This window comes from Runella limosa DSM 17973 (assembly GCF_000482465.1).
Lineage (GTDB): Bacteria > Bacteroidota > Bacteroidia > Cytophagales > Spirosomataceae > Runella > Runella limosa.
This window is the reverse complement of sequence record NZ_KI519420.1, coordinates 621,170-636,127: the sequence shown is the minus strand read 5'-3', so window position 1 is coordinate 636,127 and position 14,958 is coordinate 621,170. Positions and strand designations below refer to the sequence as shown.

Genomic DNA, 14,958 nt, shown 5'->3' with positions numbered 1-14,958 from the left:
CCATCTGCATTCGACACTCAAAAATTCGGGTTGTGAGCAACCCTCAGCACACTTATTCGACATTCTGCACTCTACCCTCGACATTCTGTCATTGCCCTTAGGGTTTTGTTACTACTTCATCCAAATTAAGCATGGCATTGGCCGTTACGGTCAATGCAGCCAGTTCGGGCGTGGCGTTGCCATCGTTGGCCAAAAGTTTTTTGGTAGCGCTAGTATCTTTTCGATAGTTTGCCAATGATTTGTTATACAAATTAAGTAAAACTTGTAAACGTTTGGGAGAGATGGATTGGTACGTCAAGCGACGATAGGCTTCGCGAATTTGCTCCTGTGGGCTCGCATACTTTGCCGCAATTCCCTCCGAAAAACAATGTGCTGCTTCCAAATAAACGGGGTCGTTGAGCGTCACCAATGCCTGCAACGGCGTATTGGTTCGGATGCGCCTTACTTGACAAAATTCACGGCTTGGGGCATCAAACATCACCATCGACGGATAAGGAGCCGTCCGTTTCCAATAAATATATAACGCCCGACGGTAGCGGTCTTCTCCCGCGCTTAGTTGCCATTTTGCCCCATCGTAGGGCGACAGCCAAATATTATCGGGTTGCAAGGGCATCACGCTACGCCCGTACATTTTGCGCGACAACAAACCACTCGTGGCAAGCAATTGGTCGCGAATTTGCTCGGCCGAAAGGCGCACCCTCGGCCCCCGCGAGAGCCATTTATTGAACGGATCTTGGGCTAATTTTTCGGAAGTAACGGCGGCACTTTGTCGGTAAGTAGCCGAAAGCGTGATTTGTTTGAGCAGTTTTTTGAGGCTCCATTGATGCGTTTCCATCAATTCCACCGACAGCCAGTCCAGTAATTCTTGGTGGGTGGGGGTAATTCCTTGCGAGCCAAAATCCTCGACCGTTTCGACGATTCCCGTTCCAAATAGCTGCTCCCAAATCCGATTCACCGCTACCCGCGCCGTGAGTGGATGCTCCCGTGAAGTCATCCATTTGGCCAAATCCAAGCGGTTTTTCATGGAAGCGGTTTTTGCCCCCGATTCTCTAAAGAGGTTGGGCACGTCAGGGTTTACTTTCTTGCCTTTGACAGTCCAATTCCCCCGTTCAAAAACGTGTGTCGTACGCACCAAATCGCCATGTCCATCGTACATAATGGGCGTACTTTCCACCCCACCCGTCAGAATTTCGGCGTACAGTTTTTCCACCTCCGCAAACCCTGCTTCGTCTTTCCCTGGCGGCAGTGCTTCTTGAAATGCCGCCCACTTGATTCTTACCCATTCTTTGGGCGTTTTGGGGCTATGGAGCGTCCAAAATAGCGAACGTTTTCCCGCATCAGGAGCTACAGGCAACACCATCACGGTATCTCCTACTTTTGATAATTCGAGCGAAAGAATGACTTTGCCTTTAATGCTATCTTGATGAAGTTGTAAGAGCGCATTTTCGGCGTTGGTACCGATGTTCAGCAACAACCTATTTTTACCCGTCAGCGTCACATTGGGCCAGCGCGCCGTTCCTTGGTCTTGTATCCCAAAGTATTTTGCATCCAACAACGACGCATTGACGTGTTGGTCAAAATCGTGCGAATTGACCTTGGGTTCCATAATTCGCGAAAAGCGCTGAAAATCGGACAATTTCATTCCTTTTTGTCCTTGATGGACTTTTATCCACTGCTCTATTTTACTCACCCGTACAGAATCTTCTTTTCCATAAAAACGCAGCGTCGGCGTATCGCTCGTCACGTCTTCGTCACGGGTATTGTTGAAAAAGGCCAAATATTTGTAGTATTCTTCGTGGGTAAACGGGTCGTAAGGGTGGCTGTGGCATTGCACACACCCAAATGTCGTCCCCTGAAAAACGTCCCAAGTGGTATTCACTCGGTCGATAACCGCCGCTACCCGAAACTCTTCGTCTTGCGTTCCTCCCTCGTCGTTGTTCATCGTATTGCGGTGAAAACCCGTCGCAATCAACTGCGCGTCGGTCGGGTTAGGGATCAAATCTCCCGCCAATTGTTCAACCACAAACTTATCGTACGGTTTATCTTCATTGAATGCCTTAATGAGCCAATCGCGGTAGCGCCAAATGCTTCGCCCAGGGTCGCGTTCGTACCCTTTGGTATCGGCATAACGGGCCAAGTCGAGCCACATTCCTGCCCACCGCTCCCCGTAGCCCGACGAAGCCAAGAGCGAATCCACTACATTTTCGTAGGCTTTGGGAGAAGTATCTTTCAAAAATCGCTGGACCTGGGCATCCGTCGGCGGTAATCCCGTCAAGTCCAAGCTAACTCGACGAATCAGCGTAGCGCGGTCGGCTTCGGCAGCGGGTTTTAGCTGCTGTTCGCGCAGTTTTTCCAGCACAAAATGGTCAATTTCATTTTTAGCCCAACGCGTTTCATCATCGTCGGTGAGGCCCAATCGCGCCCAAAAGCTACCAATAGAAGGCACACTCGGCCGCTCAACTTGATTGTACGCCCAATGGTTGCCCCACTTCGCCCCTTGGTCAATCCATTTGGTGAGAATCTCAACTTCTTCTGGTGAAAGCGGAGGGCCATCTTTGGGCATTTTATCTTCGTGGCCTTCGGGCAGCAAAATCCGACGCATCATTTCGCTCTCTTCGGCGTCTCCTGCCACCACAGGAGGTTTTCCCGATTTGGCAGGGTCGTACATGTCTTTTTCAAACAAAAAGCTCACGCCTCCTGCTTTTTTAACCCCACCATGGCACGCCATGCAGTGCTTGTTCAAAATGGGTTTTACCTCCTCATTAAAATTGATTTGGTGACTAAAAATTCCTAAAAACGAAAAGGAACTTAGCAGCACAACCGCCGCCGCTCCCGTCAATATCCATTTTGATTTCATTTTCTTGTTTTCTTCAAAAATCAAATCTAGCCTTTCCATTTATAAAAGGCGTGGATTCTCTTTTTCTCACTCAACCAATTGCTTTCAGCTACTTTGTAAACACATAGTTCAGATAGAATTTGCACATAGAGCACAGAGAACAGAGCTATGTTTTCTATGTGAAAATTCTAAGGTGCTCTATGTGTTTTAGATTGGATTCTCTTTTTCTCAATCAATTGCTTTCAGCTACTTTGTGAACACATAGTTCAGATAGAATTTGCACATAGAACACAGAGAAGATAGCTATGTTTTCTACATGAAAATTCTAAGGTGCTCTATGTGTTTTAGAATGGATATAGACGCAAATTCTGTATCTTCCCCCAAAAACTCCTTAACCATGTCTGAAATTACTACTACCCTTACGGCCAGCGACGGCACCTCGCTTTTTACGCGCGCTTGGCTCGCACCTTCTTCCAAAGCAGTCATCGTACTCATTCACGGATTTGGCGAACACTGTGGTCGCTATGCGCATTTAGCCCAATTTTTTAACCAAAATGGCTATTCCGTCGTTTCGATGGATAACCGAGGTCACGGCGAATCAGGGGGAAAGCGAGGCCACGCCCCTTCGTACGATGCCTACCTCAGTGACATTGAAACCCTCCTCAACTATGCCCAACAACAAGCCCCTCAGCTACCTATCTATCTCTACGGACATTCGATGGGTGGCAATTTAGTCCTCAACTACACCATCCGACGCAAACCTGCTATCCAAGGACTTATTGCGACAGGGCCGTGGATTCGACTGGCGTTTGAACCGAAACCTATTTTGGTGACCATCGGTAAACTTTTTCGCAAGGTACTCCCAGGATTTTCGCAAGGAAGTGGCTTGGTACAAGACCACATTTCCAAAGACCCCGCCGTGGTGGAGGCGTATAAAAAAGACCCGTTGGTTCACGGAACAATCACTGCCTCCGCGAGCATTGGGCTACTTGAAGCCGCTGCTTTTCTCAATTCATACACTGGTGCCATGCCCGTCCCGACCCTCATCATGCACGGCGACGAAGACTTACTCACTTCCCAACCTGCAAGCGAAGAATTTGCTCGGCGCGTCGGTGGTGCAGTCACTTACAAAAAGTGGCATGGGATGTACCACGAAATTCACAACGAACCTCAAAAATTGGAAGTCTTTAACTTTACCTTGGGGTGGTTGGAGCATGATATAAAAGACTGATTTATCGACAAAATCGTCGGGTTAGTACATAAAGTGGGCTATATGCCATCGGTTTTCCTTGGTTAATGCGGAATTTTGCCCAACAATCATTCAAACTAACAACCCAAAAATGGAAAGACTACGATTTACGGCAAGTTGGATGCTCGCAGGGGCACTTTCTGTCGCATTCGTCAAATCAGACGACCCCAAACCCAACAAAGGACTCGACCTATCTGGCATGGATTTGAGCGTTAGCCCACGCGAGGACTTCTTCTTGTATTCTAACGGTAGCTGGTTGAAGAAAACCGACATTCCTGCTTCTGAAACAGCCTGGGGTTCGTTCAATATTCTTCGTGACAGCAATTCTAAACACCTCAAAGCCATTTTGGAAGAGGCCGCCGCGAGCAAATCTCCCAAGGGCAGTGTCAAACAGCGCGTTGGCGATTTTTTTGCGTCGGGCATGGACACCATTGCCATCGAAAAGCTTGGTTACGAACCCATTAAAGCCGTTTTGACCGAAATCGACAAAATCAAAAACTACGAAGATTTACTCCGTTACTCTGCCACTCACCCCCAAGACGGAGGAAGCACATTTATTGGTGCAGGCATTGGGCAAGATGCCAAAAACCCCGATACGTATATCGTAAGTATGCGCCAAACGGGCACGGGACTTCCCGAAAAAGACTATTACACCAAAACCGACGAGCCTACTATCAAGGTTCGGAATGCCTACAAAAAATACATCGCGACGCTGTTTACCCTCACGGGCACCGACGCTACCAAAGCGCAACAGTTGGCCGACGATATTTTGGCGCTAGAAACCCAAATCGCCGCTACCCACATGGGGCGCATCGAAATGAGAAACCCTGTGGCGATGTACAATAAATTTGCGACCAAAGACTTTGCCGCCAAAGTACCCAACCTCAATTTGGTGAGCGCGCTGACGACCATGCGCATGAAAACCGATAGCATTATCGTAGGTCAGCCAAAGTACTACGAAGCCCTCAACGAGTGGTTGCCCAAAGCCAACATCGAAACGCTGAAAGCCAAAATGAAGTTTTCGGTCATCAGTGGCGCGGCCAACTACCTCAGCAAACCTTTTGTTGAAGCTAGTTTTGAGTACAGTGGCAAAACCCTCAACGGCCAAAAAGTGCAACAAGAACGCTGGAAGCGAATTTCGAGCCTTACCGACAACCTCGCGGGCGATTTATTGGGGCAGCTTTACGTGGAAAAACACTTCAAACCAGAAGCAAAAAAACGCATGGACGAGTTGGTAGCGAACCTTCAGAAGGTGTTTGAAAAACGCATCAATGAACTCGACTGGATGACTGCTGAAACCAAAGTAGAAGCACTACGAAAACTCAATGCTTTTACGCCCAAAATCGGCTACCCGTCAAAATGGAAAACGTACGAAGGCGTTAACGTAAAACGCAATGATTTTTACGGCAACGTGCGGGCCTTTGGCAAATGGCGTTACGAAGAAATGTTGGGACGCTTGGGCAAACCCGTTGATAAAACCGAATGGGGCATGACGCCGCCAACGGTGAACGCCTACTATAGTCCATTGCGCAACGAAATCGCGTTCCCAGCGGGGATTTTGCAGTGGCCATTCTTTGACCCCGAAGCCGACGACGCCTTCAACTACGGGGCCATCGGTGCCGTGATTGGCCACGAAATGACGCACGGATTCGACGACCAAGGACGTCAGTATAACTACATGGGAATGTTGAAGAATTGGTGGAAAAAAGACGACAACGACCAGTTTAAACAACGCGCCCAAGTGGTGATTGACCAATACGACGGCTTTACCGTTTTGGATAATTTGCACGTAAAAGGTCAGCTGACTTTAGGCGAAAACATTGCAGATATTGGTGGGCTTTCGGTCGCTTACGAAGCGTTTAAGACATTTACCAAGCAAGGCAAAGGCAACGAAAAAATCGACGGTTTTACGCCTGACCAACGTTTCTTTTTGGCCTTTGGGCAAATTTGGCGCGCCAAACTCCGCGACGAAGCCCTTCGCTTGAGAGTCAACACCGATCCACACTCTCCTGGACAGTTCCGCGCCAATGGCCCGTTGTCCAATTTTGAGCCATTTTACAAAGCATTCGGCGTGCAACCTGGCGACAAAATGTACCGCCCCGAAGCCAACCGAGTGAAAATTTGGTAATTGATTCTCATTTTTTACCCTAAAAATCGCCTTTGTCTTCATCGACAAGGCGATTTTTTGTTATAAAAGCCGTAATTTTGCGGCTTCATTTTTTACAACTAAGTCATCCCTAGTTATTTTACCACCACATACCGCACTAATTGCCTAATAATCAAAGTATTTTAAACCAAAAAACACGATTTAGAAGCAACAATTTGAAGTGCGCAAACTCCCAATCCAATGAAAAAAATCCAATCGGCCTTACTTTCGGTTTATTACAAAGACGGTCTTGAACCAATCGTAAGACTCCTCCACCAACACGGCGTAAAGTTGTACTCAACGGGTGGAACACAAACGTTCATCGAAAACATGGGAATTCCTGTGACTGCTGTGGAAGACCTTACAGGCTACCCTTCTATCTTTGGAGGCCGCGTAAAAACGCTTCACCCTGCTGTTTTTGGAGGTATTTTGTACCGTCGTGACGATGCTGGCGATTTGGCCCAAGCCACTCAGTTCAACATCCCTTCGATTGACTTGGTGGTTGTCGATTTATATCCTTTTGAGGAAACCGTTGCTTCGGGTGCTAGTGCCGAAGACATCATCGAAAAAATCGACATTGGCGGTATTTCATTGATTCGGGCAGGTGCTAAAAACTTCCAAGATTCTCTCATCGTTTCGTCGCGGAATCAATACGCTGACGTGCTCAACATTCTTACTGAAAAAGACGGCGCCACTGACCTCGCCGACCGTCGTCGTTATGCCCAAGAGGCATTTGCCACTACAAGCCATTACGATACCGCCATCAATCAGTGGTTTTTGGGCGCAACGGAGGGAAAAGAAGACTCCCTCATTGGGGGCTGGGGGGCTGGGGTTACCCTTCGCTACGGCGAAAACCCGCACCAAGCGGCGACTTTTTACGGTGACTTGGATGCGATGTTCGATAAACTTCACGGAAAAGAGTTGTCATACAACAACTTAGTGGACGTCGATGCTTGCGTTTCACTCATCGATGAGTTTGGCGATGAACCAACCTTTGCCATCATCAAACATACTAACGCCTGTGGTGTAGCAACGGCTGCCACGGCTCATCAAGCCTACGTAAATGCCTTGGCCTGCGACCCAGTTTCCGCTTTTGGTGGCGTGATTATCACCAACACGACGGTGGACTTAGCAACGGCCGAAGAATTGAATAAACTTTTCATGGAGATTTTGATTGCTCCTGCCTACGAAGCAGATGCGTTGGCGTTGTTGCAATCGAAGAAAAACCGCATTCTTCTCCAGCGTAAAAACATTGAGTTGCCTACCAAAATGTTCAAAACCATCCTCAACGGGGTACTCGAACAAGATAAAGATTTGGTGGTAGAAACCGCTTCTCAGTTTACAACGGTGACGAAAGTAGCCCCAACTGACGCTGAAGTAAAAGCATTAGAGTTTGCGTTGAAAGTGTGTAAACACACCAAATCGAATACGATTGTGTTGGCCAACGAAAACCAACTTATTGCGAGTGGTACGGGACAAACTTCGCGCGTGGACGCCCTTCGTCAGGCCATTGAAAAAGCAAATTCGTTTGGTTTTGATTTGAAAGGTTCGGTAATGGCTTCGGATGCGTTCTTCCCGTTTGCCGACTGCGTCGAAATCGCGCACAATGCAGGTATCACAGCCGTAGTACAGCCAGGGGGCTCTATCCGCGACAAAGATTCGATTGAATACTGCGACGCCAACGACATGGCGATGGTGACCACAGGCGTACGCCACTTTAAGCACTAGATAGTGTAGAGGGCACTGTGTGCGGAGGGTTGCTCACAACCCGACCGTATTCGTAGTAGAGGGTTGTGAGCAACCCTCCGCACGGTAAACAAGCCTCCACACGCGATTCGCACTACTTCACCAATTATATATTCTTCAAAAAGCGGTGGCTGGTTTAGAAACTAGCCACCGCTTTTTTTCTTTCGTGTAGATTCTCCTCCTTTCAGCCTTTATCTAGTAAATCAATTGTTTTTGCCAAATGAATCGCTTTTTATTATTTTTTCTGTGTTTGTCGCTTTCGGCTCTTGGACAAGCGCCCACACCTTCGCCTTTGCGCGTCGAGCAACTTCGAGTGGAGTATAAAACCAATCCTGTCGGAATCGATGCTTTCCTTCCTCGCTTTAGCTGGAAACTCTTTTCCAAGGAGCGCAATACCCTCCAAAAATCGTATCAAATCCAAGTCTCAAAAGACGATAAATTTTCCAAAAAAGGACTCATTTGGCAATCGGGCGACGTTGTTTCCGACGCCTCTCACCTCATTGATTACCAAGGCCCTAACCTCCAAAGCCGCCAACGGTATTTCTGGAAAGTCAAAGTCGTCGATAATTACGGAAACGTGGCAGAATCGGCCATTAATTTCTTTGAAATGGGGCTTTTGGCCTCTTCCGACTGGCAAGCCAAGTGGATTGAACCCGAAAAAGAAGGAATTGATTTCAAGAAACAACAACCCGCTTCTCTTCTCCGCAAAGAGTTTACGACCAAACCCAAAGGCAAAATAGCCTCTGCGCGTTTGTACGTCACCAGCCGTGGCCTCAACGAAATGTACATCAATGGCCAGCGCATCGGCAAGGACGTTTTGAGTCCAGGTTGGACAGCCTACCAATCTCGTATTCAATATTTCACCTACAATGTCACGGCATTTATTCAAGCAGGAAACAATGCGATTGGCACCATACTCGGTGATGGCTGGTACCGTGGCTATTTGGTTTGGGAAAACAACCGTAACGTCTGGGGCGAACGCGTCGCGCTTCTAAGCCAATTAGTGATAAAATACGAAGACGGAACCGAACAAATCATCGGTACCGACGAAACCTGGAAAGCCACCAACAACGGCCCCGTCCGCGAAAACGACCTCTATAATGGCGAAACCTACGACGCGCGTTTGGAGAAAAAGGGTTGGGCAGCCATCGGCTTTGACGAAAGTTCTTGGTGGAATGTTCGCGTAGGAAACTACCCCAAAGACAACCTCATTGCCCCCGCAGGCCCGCCCGTACGACGTACCCAAGAGTTGAAACCCCTCAAAGTAATTACAACCCCAGCGGGAGAAACTGTTTATGATTTTGGACAAAATATGGTGGGCTGGGTACGCTTACGCGTCCAAGGCCCTGCTGGCACCAAAATCCGCATTACCCACGCCGAAGTCCTCGACCAAAAAGGCAATTTTTACACCGCCAACCTGCGTTCTGCTAAATGCGAACTTACTTATATCCTCAAAGGAGACAGCATCGAAACCTACGAACCCCGCTTTACTTTTATGGGTTTTCGTTATGCTCGTATCGAAGGCTTGCCAACCGCTCCTTCGCTCGACAACCTCACGGGCGTAGTCATTCACTCCGATTTCCCCAATTCAGGAACGTTTGAAACCTCAAAACCTCTTGTCAATCAACTCCAAAAAAACATTGTTTGGGGGCAAATTGGCAATTTTGTGGATGTCCCTACCGATTGTCCGCAACGAGATGAACGACTAGGATGGACAGGCGACGCCCAAGCTTTTGTTCGCACCGCTACGTTTAATAAAGAAGTGGCAGGATTTTTCACTAAATGGCTTCGCGACGTGGCGATTGATCAAAAACCCAACGGGGGCGTTCCACACGTTGTACCCGATGTGATTCAAAACAAAAATCCCGACGACATTAAGTCATCAGCAGGCTGGGCCGACGTCGCCACGATTGCTCCTTGGACACTTTACCAAGTTTATTCTGACCGCCGTTTGTTGGAAACGCAGTACGAATCCATGAAAAAATGGGTGGAGTATGTGCGTAAAAATGCGGGTTCAAAGATTCTTTGGACTAATGGCGAACACTTCGGTGACTGGCTTTCGTACCGTGGAGCGGCTCAGTTTGGCGAACCCGTCACTGATAATGATTTTATCGCCACCGCCTTTTTTGCGCATTCCGCCCATCTCACGTCAAAGGCGGCTCTTACCTTGGGAAAAGCAACGGATGCAGTCCTTTACGGAGAATTATATCAAAACATCAAAAAAGCCTTTTTACAGGAATACGTATCGCCAAGCGGCCGACTCGTCTGTAACACACAAACGGCCTATGTTTTAGCCCTTCATTTCGATTTATTACCAGAAAACCTCCGTCCGCAGGCCGTTGAGCGGCTTGTACAAGACATCAAACGGCACGGCAACCACCTTACAACTGGCTTTTTGGGTACGCCTTATTTGTGTCACGTCCTGACTCGTTTTGGTAAAAACGACGTTGCCTACGACCTACTCAACCAAGAAACTTATCCGTCGTGGCTCTACCCCGTCAAGAAAGGGGCAACCACAATTTGGGAACGTTGGGACGGCATTAAACCCGATGGAAGTTTTCAGGATGTTAGTATGAACTCCTACAACCATTATGCCTACGGCGCCATTGGCGATTGGATGTATCAAAACATGGCAGGGATTGACTTGATAGAGCCAGGTTTCAAAAAATTTGTAATTGCACCCAAACCTGGCGGCGGGTTTACTTCCACCAAAGCTTCCTATGAATCCCCGTACGGGACGATTGCGTCATCGTGGGAACAGCAAAACGGAAAAACTACCTTAAAAGTAAACGTACCCGCCAATTCAAAAGCCCTTGTCAAGCTTCCTGCTATTGGTGCAGACAAACTAAATCAAATTGCTCAAACCCAACGACTAAAGCTTGTAGAAGGGGCATTGGAAGTGGGGAGTGGAGAGTATTTGTTTGAATGGTAGGAATGAATTAGTCGGGTTGTGAGCACCCCTCCGCACCGTGAGTCGGGTTGCTCACAACCCGAAAACCGTGTCAAGGGTTGCTCACAACCCGAAAGCCCGTGCCAAGGGTTGCTCACAACCCGACTGGCGACTAGCTAATAACTTTCTCTAGCAGTATTCGTTCCGCAATCTTATTTTTCACCTCAGGAATATCAGTTTCGGGATAGTAGTGGATTTCAACGTTTTTGCGGACGTATTCAATTCCCACGCTGGGTTGATGCCCGTGGAAGAGCAATGCGGAAAAATTAGCAATTGGGAAAAACGGCAAGCCCGAAACCCGATAAATAGTTATGGTTTTACAAAAAATACAGGCCAAATGTTCAGGAAAAGAATCAAGCGTTAAGGCATATTCAGCTTGGGTAGCCACCAATGCCAGCTCCTGAATCGACAATAGCCGAGACGCATTCAAAAGGCGATTTGAATCGCCAACCGAGGGATTTATTTCGTTGATAATACGAGCAGATAAATCAGTCTGACCACAAAACACTACCGAATAAGACGATTCTTGCAAAACTTTCCGAACAATGTCTGCCCAAAAAGCAAGGCTCATTTGTCGATGCGGCTCTCCCGTTTCGGGAAAAAGCATAACGTAGGAATTGACCAGTGGATATGGGAGTTTGGCCCCAACAGATTCCCAAGAAACTGACGGAAGAATATGAAAATACGGTTTTACATCTTCGAGTTTGGCCGTAATATTCATCTCTTTCAAGAGCGCAGCATAAGTATCGAAATGGTGAAAACACGTATTTTCGGGCAACGTCAATTCCACATCAAGCAACCCTCCCTGCCCTCGTCGATTAAATCCAATCGCTTTTTTCACTTTCGTAAAAGGCAGGATAAAATGAGATACCGCGTTGGAGGTGCGTACGTCAATATAATAATCATACTCTTCCTGTTTTAAAATAGCAATCGCCGTTTTGAAAGTAGCATAAAACTGCTTGATTTTCTGCCAGTTACTGCTTCTGGCACGATTACTCAAGATGTGGTCGAGATAAATGGCCTGACGAATGTAAGGATTATCTTCATTAACGGCCTTGCACCATGTCGGGGTAATCACATCAATGATGGCATTGGGATATTTTTGACGAATCAGCGGAAATAGGTACGAAACCGTCAGCGCATCACCCATGTGCCCCAATGAAGCTACTAACACCTTAGGATTACTCGAAATAGACCCGCGTTCTCTCCTTTTATAGAACCACCTGGCGTAGGCATCTATAAAAAAATCAGTCAAACGCATTGGAATGGTCTCGCGAGGGGTGCCGCTGTAATATCGCTTCATCAATCAATTATAGTTCTTTATTTACAAAGTGTAACCCAGTTGGCTAAATTTCTCTTTCCAAAACTCTAACTCATGAATATCCCAAGCGTGGCATCCAAAAGGAAGCTTTTGGCCATTGAGTTCAAACGATTTGGAAGGTTTATCCTCGACCGCAAACCGCAATGCTTCGCGCCAATGCGGTACCCGTACCCGCTGGAAGTATCGGTTCATTTCGATGCAAAAAAAGACGTCTTCATTGTAAAAAGAGCCTTTCCCTGCCAAATAACGCTCAATGGTAGGGCGTTGTGAACGCACAATATCAAGCATTTTCTGAACCTTACGAAGCGAAAAACCACCGTTACCAACGGTCATTTTGAGAATCACATCCAACGGTTGATTGTTTCGGTGTTTGTCGCGCAAATCAAACCAAATCGCCAATTGTTTCTTGAGACGAAAAATCAGCTTGTCCGTTACCGAAGAAAAATCGCGTTCAAGACGCCAAGGTGCTCCAATGTAATCGTAGCCTTTCTGGCACCATTCTAGCAATTCATCCCGAAACACAAATGCATCCAATTGGTAAATCAACATGTACTCATACCTAGCGAAACGCTCATAAAACTCCGTCGAAAGCATCAATCGGTTGTAAGTCTGAACACTTTTGAAATAATCGTCATCAAAAGACTCAAACCCTAATTTCGACCATACATCTCGTAAAAACTCTAGATTCAGCGACTGTGGTTTAACGATAATAATGGGATGTTTTCCTAATACTTTTATGCACCGAACAAAAGCAATCCGTTCGTAGGCAGTAAATTCAGATTTGTAAATGGGAATAACGACGACGACTGGATTCATACCACCTCTGGGTTGGTGCTGATTTTTTTGGGGTAACAAAAGACCCTCAAAGGTACAAGAAAAAGTGCATCCAAAATAAAATTTTACCGATACCCTTTCAAATCAGCCTCCGATGGGGGTTTATTCTCTCGGTAGTTATGCTTCGTAATTTTGGCCTCAAAAATAGGCTGTTTGGTCTCACAAGAGCATCTACCTACTATTTAGCAAAAAATTGTACATTTTTTATACGCTCACCTATTATCAAAGAAAATTTATCGTTAATTTTGCGGCAAATTTATGAATCACTATAAACTTTATATCATAATATGGTAGCTGTAAGACCGGATGAGGTTTCGGCGATACTTCGGGAACAATTGGCAGGAGCCAAAACCGACGCCCAACTCGAAGAAGTAGGTACGGTGCTCCAAATAGGTGACGGTGTAGCCCGTATCTATGGCCTTACCAAAGTACAAGCAGGAGAGCTTCTCGTGTTTGCAAATGGCCTCAAAGCCCTTGCCCTCAACCTCGAAGAAGACAACGTCGGAGCGGTATTGCTCGGCGAATCGTCCGAAATTAAAGAAGGTGATACCGTAAAACGTACTGGCGAAATCGCCTCTGTAAAAGTAGGTGAAGGAATCATCGGACGTGTAGTAAACACGCTTGCGGAACCTATCGACGGTATGGGACCTATCCAAGGCGAAACGTACGAAATGCCTCTTGAGCGTAAAGCACCAGGGGTTATCTACCGTCAGCCTGTAACTGAGCCTCTTCAAACAGGTATCAAATCAATTGACGCCATGATTCCTATCGGACGTGGCCAACGCGAATTGGTGATTGGTGACCGTCAAACTGGTAAAACAGCCGTTTGTATCGATACCATCATCAACCAAAAAGAATTCTACGACAAAGGTGAGCCAGTATATTGTATCTACGTAGCTTGCGGTCAGAAAGCATCTACCGTGAAGCAAGTAGAAGCTACCCTCCGTCGTTATGGAGCAATGGACTACACTGTTATCGTTTCGGCGTCGGCGGCAGACCCATCACCAATGCAATTCTTTGCGCCATTTACAGGTGCTGCCATCGGGGAATATTTCCGCGACACTGGCCGTCCTGCCTTGGTAGTTTATGATGACTTGTCAAAACAAGCCGTTGCTTACCGCGAGGTATCTCTTTTGCTCCGCCGCCCACCAGGCCGCGAAGCTTATCCAGGAGACGTATTCTACCTTCACAGCCGTTTGCTAGAACGTGCCGCGAAAATCAACACCTCGGATGAAATTGCGAGAAACATGAACGACTTGCCACCTTCGTTGAAAGACAAAGTAAAAGGTGGTGGTTCATTGACCGCCCTTCCAATCATTGAAACACAAGCGGGTGACGTATCGGCTTATATTCCAACCAACGTAATCTCGATCACTGATGGTCAGATTTTCTTGGAATCAAACCTCTTCAACGCAGGTATCCGTCCAGCCATCAACGTAGGTATCTCGGTATCTCGCGTGGGTGGTAACGCACAGATCAAGTCAATGAAGAAAGTAGCAGGTACGCTTAAACTTGACCAAGCGCAGTTCCGTGAATTGGAAGCGTTTGCCAAGTTTGGTTCAGACCTTGATGCTTCTACTAAATTGACCATCGACCGTGGTCGCCGCAACCAAGAAATCTTGAAACAAGGTCAGTTCTCACCAGTAAGTGTAGGCGACCAAGTAGCGATTATCTATGCTTCTATCAACGGGGTATTGGATAAAGTAAACGTTTCAAAAGTAAAAGAATTTGAAACCGAATTTATCCACCAATTGAAAGCCTCGCATCCAGAAGTGTTGAAAGCATTGGGCGCTGGTAAATTGGACGATTCAGTAACAGATACTATCAAAAAACTAGGTCGCGAACTCGCTCCTAAATACGCTTAATTTACTGCATT

Annotated in this window: 8 protein-coding genes; 5 read left to right on the top strand and 3 right to left on the bottom strand. The window is 47.0% G+C overall.

Features of this window, described 5'->3' with window-relative positions:
• Positions 1-97: 97 nt before the first annotated feature.
• On the bottom strand, positions 98-2,857 hold the full coding sequence (locus K339_RS0112575; protein ID WP_028523894.1) for a DUF1553 domain-containing protein: 2,760 nt from the start codon (positions 2,855-2,857) through the stop codon (positions 98-100).
• A 376-nt stretch (positions 2,858-3,233) separates the two neighbouring features.
• On the opposite strand from K339_RS0112575, the gene K339_RS0112570 reads away from it, so the two are divergent.
• The 4 genes from K339_RS0112570 (at position 3,234) to K339_RS0112555 (ending at position 10,909) form a co-directional block, all read left to right on the top strand.
• Positions 3,234-4,067, top strand: coding sequence for an alpha/beta hydrolase (locus K339_RS0112570; protein ID WP_028523893.1), 834 nt, complete (start codon positions 3,234-3,236; stop codon positions 4,065-4,067).
• 109 nt (positions 4,068-4,176) lie between these two features.
• Positions 4,177-6,213: a M13 family metallopeptidase gene (locus K339_RS0112565; protein WP_028523892.1), complete on the top strand. Its 2,037-nt coding sequence runs from the start codon at positions 4,177-4,179 to the stop codon at positions 6,211-6,213.
• Between the two features lie 219 nt (positions 6,214-6,432).
• On the top strand, positions 6,433-7,959 hold the full coding sequence (gene purH, locus K339_RS0112560; RefSeq protein ID WP_028523891.1) for a bifunctional phosphoribosylaminoimidazolecarboxamide formyltransferase/IMP cyclohydrolase: 1,527 nt from the start codon (positions 6,433-6,435) through the stop codon (positions 7,957-7,959).
• A 238-nt stretch (positions 7,960-8,197) separates the two neighbouring features.
• Positions 8,198-10,909 carry a family 78 glycoside hydrolase catalytic domain gene (locus K339_RS0112555; RefSeq protein ID WP_028523890.1) on the top strand — a complete coding sequence of 904 codons (2,712 nt, stop codon included), beginning with the start codon at positions 8,198-8,200 and terminating at the stop codon, positions 10,907-10,909.
• 130 nt (positions 10,910-11,039) lie between these two features.
• On the opposite strand, the gene K339_RS0112550 is transcribed toward K339_RS0112555, so the two are convergent.
• Together K339_RS0112550 and K339_RS0112545 are read right to left on the bottom strand one after the other, a co-directional pair.
• Positions 11,040-12,230: a glycosyltransferase family 9 protein gene (locus K339_RS0112550; protein ID WP_028523889.1), complete on the bottom strand. Its 1,191-nt coding sequence runs from the start codon at positions 12,228-12,230 to the stop codon at positions 11,040-11,042.
• Between the two features lie 21 nt (positions 12,231-12,251).
• Positions 12,252-13,064: a DUF5672 family protein gene (locus tag K339_RS0112545; RefSeq protein ID WP_028523888.1), complete on the bottom strand. Its 813-nt coding sequence runs from the start codon at positions 13,062-13,064 to the stop codon at positions 12,252-12,254.
• A 305-nt stretch (positions 13,065-13,369) separates the two neighbouring features.
• Here K339_RS0112545 and atpA point away from each other — a divergent pair, with 305 nt between their 5' ends.
• Complete coding sequence (gene atpA, locus K339_RS0112540) at positions 13,370-14,947, top strand: F0F1 ATP synthase subunit alpha (protein ID WP_028523887.1); 1,578 nt, start codon at positions 13,370-13,372, stop codon at positions 14,945-14,947.
• The last annotated feature ends 11 nt before the right edge of the window (positions 14,948-14,958 follow it).

Coding starts and splice junctions, on each gene's coding strand:
- K339_RS0112575 (WP_028523894.1), bottom strand. CDS start 2,857: ATGAAATCAAAATGGATATTGACGGGAGCGGCGGCGGTTGTGCTGCTA.
- K339_RS0112570 (WP_028523893.1), top strand. CDS start 3,234: ATGTCTGAAATTACTACTACCCTTACGGCCAGCGACGGCACCTCGCTT.
- K339_RS0112565 (WP_028523892.1), top strand. CDS start 4,177: ATGGAAAGACTACGATTTACGGCAAGTTGGATGCTCGCAGGGGCACTT.
- purH (WP_028523891.1), top strand. CDS start 6,433: ATGAAAAAAATCCAATCGGCCTTACTTTCGGTTTATTACAAAGACGGT.
- K339_RS0112555 (WP_028523890.1), top strand. CDS start 8,198: ATGAATCGCTTTTTATTATTTTTTCTGTGTTTGTCGCTTTCGGCTCTT.
- K339_RS0112550 (WP_028523889.1), bottom strand. CDS start 12,230: ATGAAGCGATATTACAGCGGCACCCCTCGCGAGACCATTCCAATGCGT.
- K339_RS0112545 (WP_028523888.1), bottom strand. CDS start 13,064: ATGAATCCAGTCGTCGTCGTTATTCCCATTTACAAATCTGAATTTACT.
- atpA (WP_028523887.1), top strand. CDS start 13,370: ATGGTAGCTGTAAGACCGGATGAGGTTTCGGCGATACTTCGGGAACAA.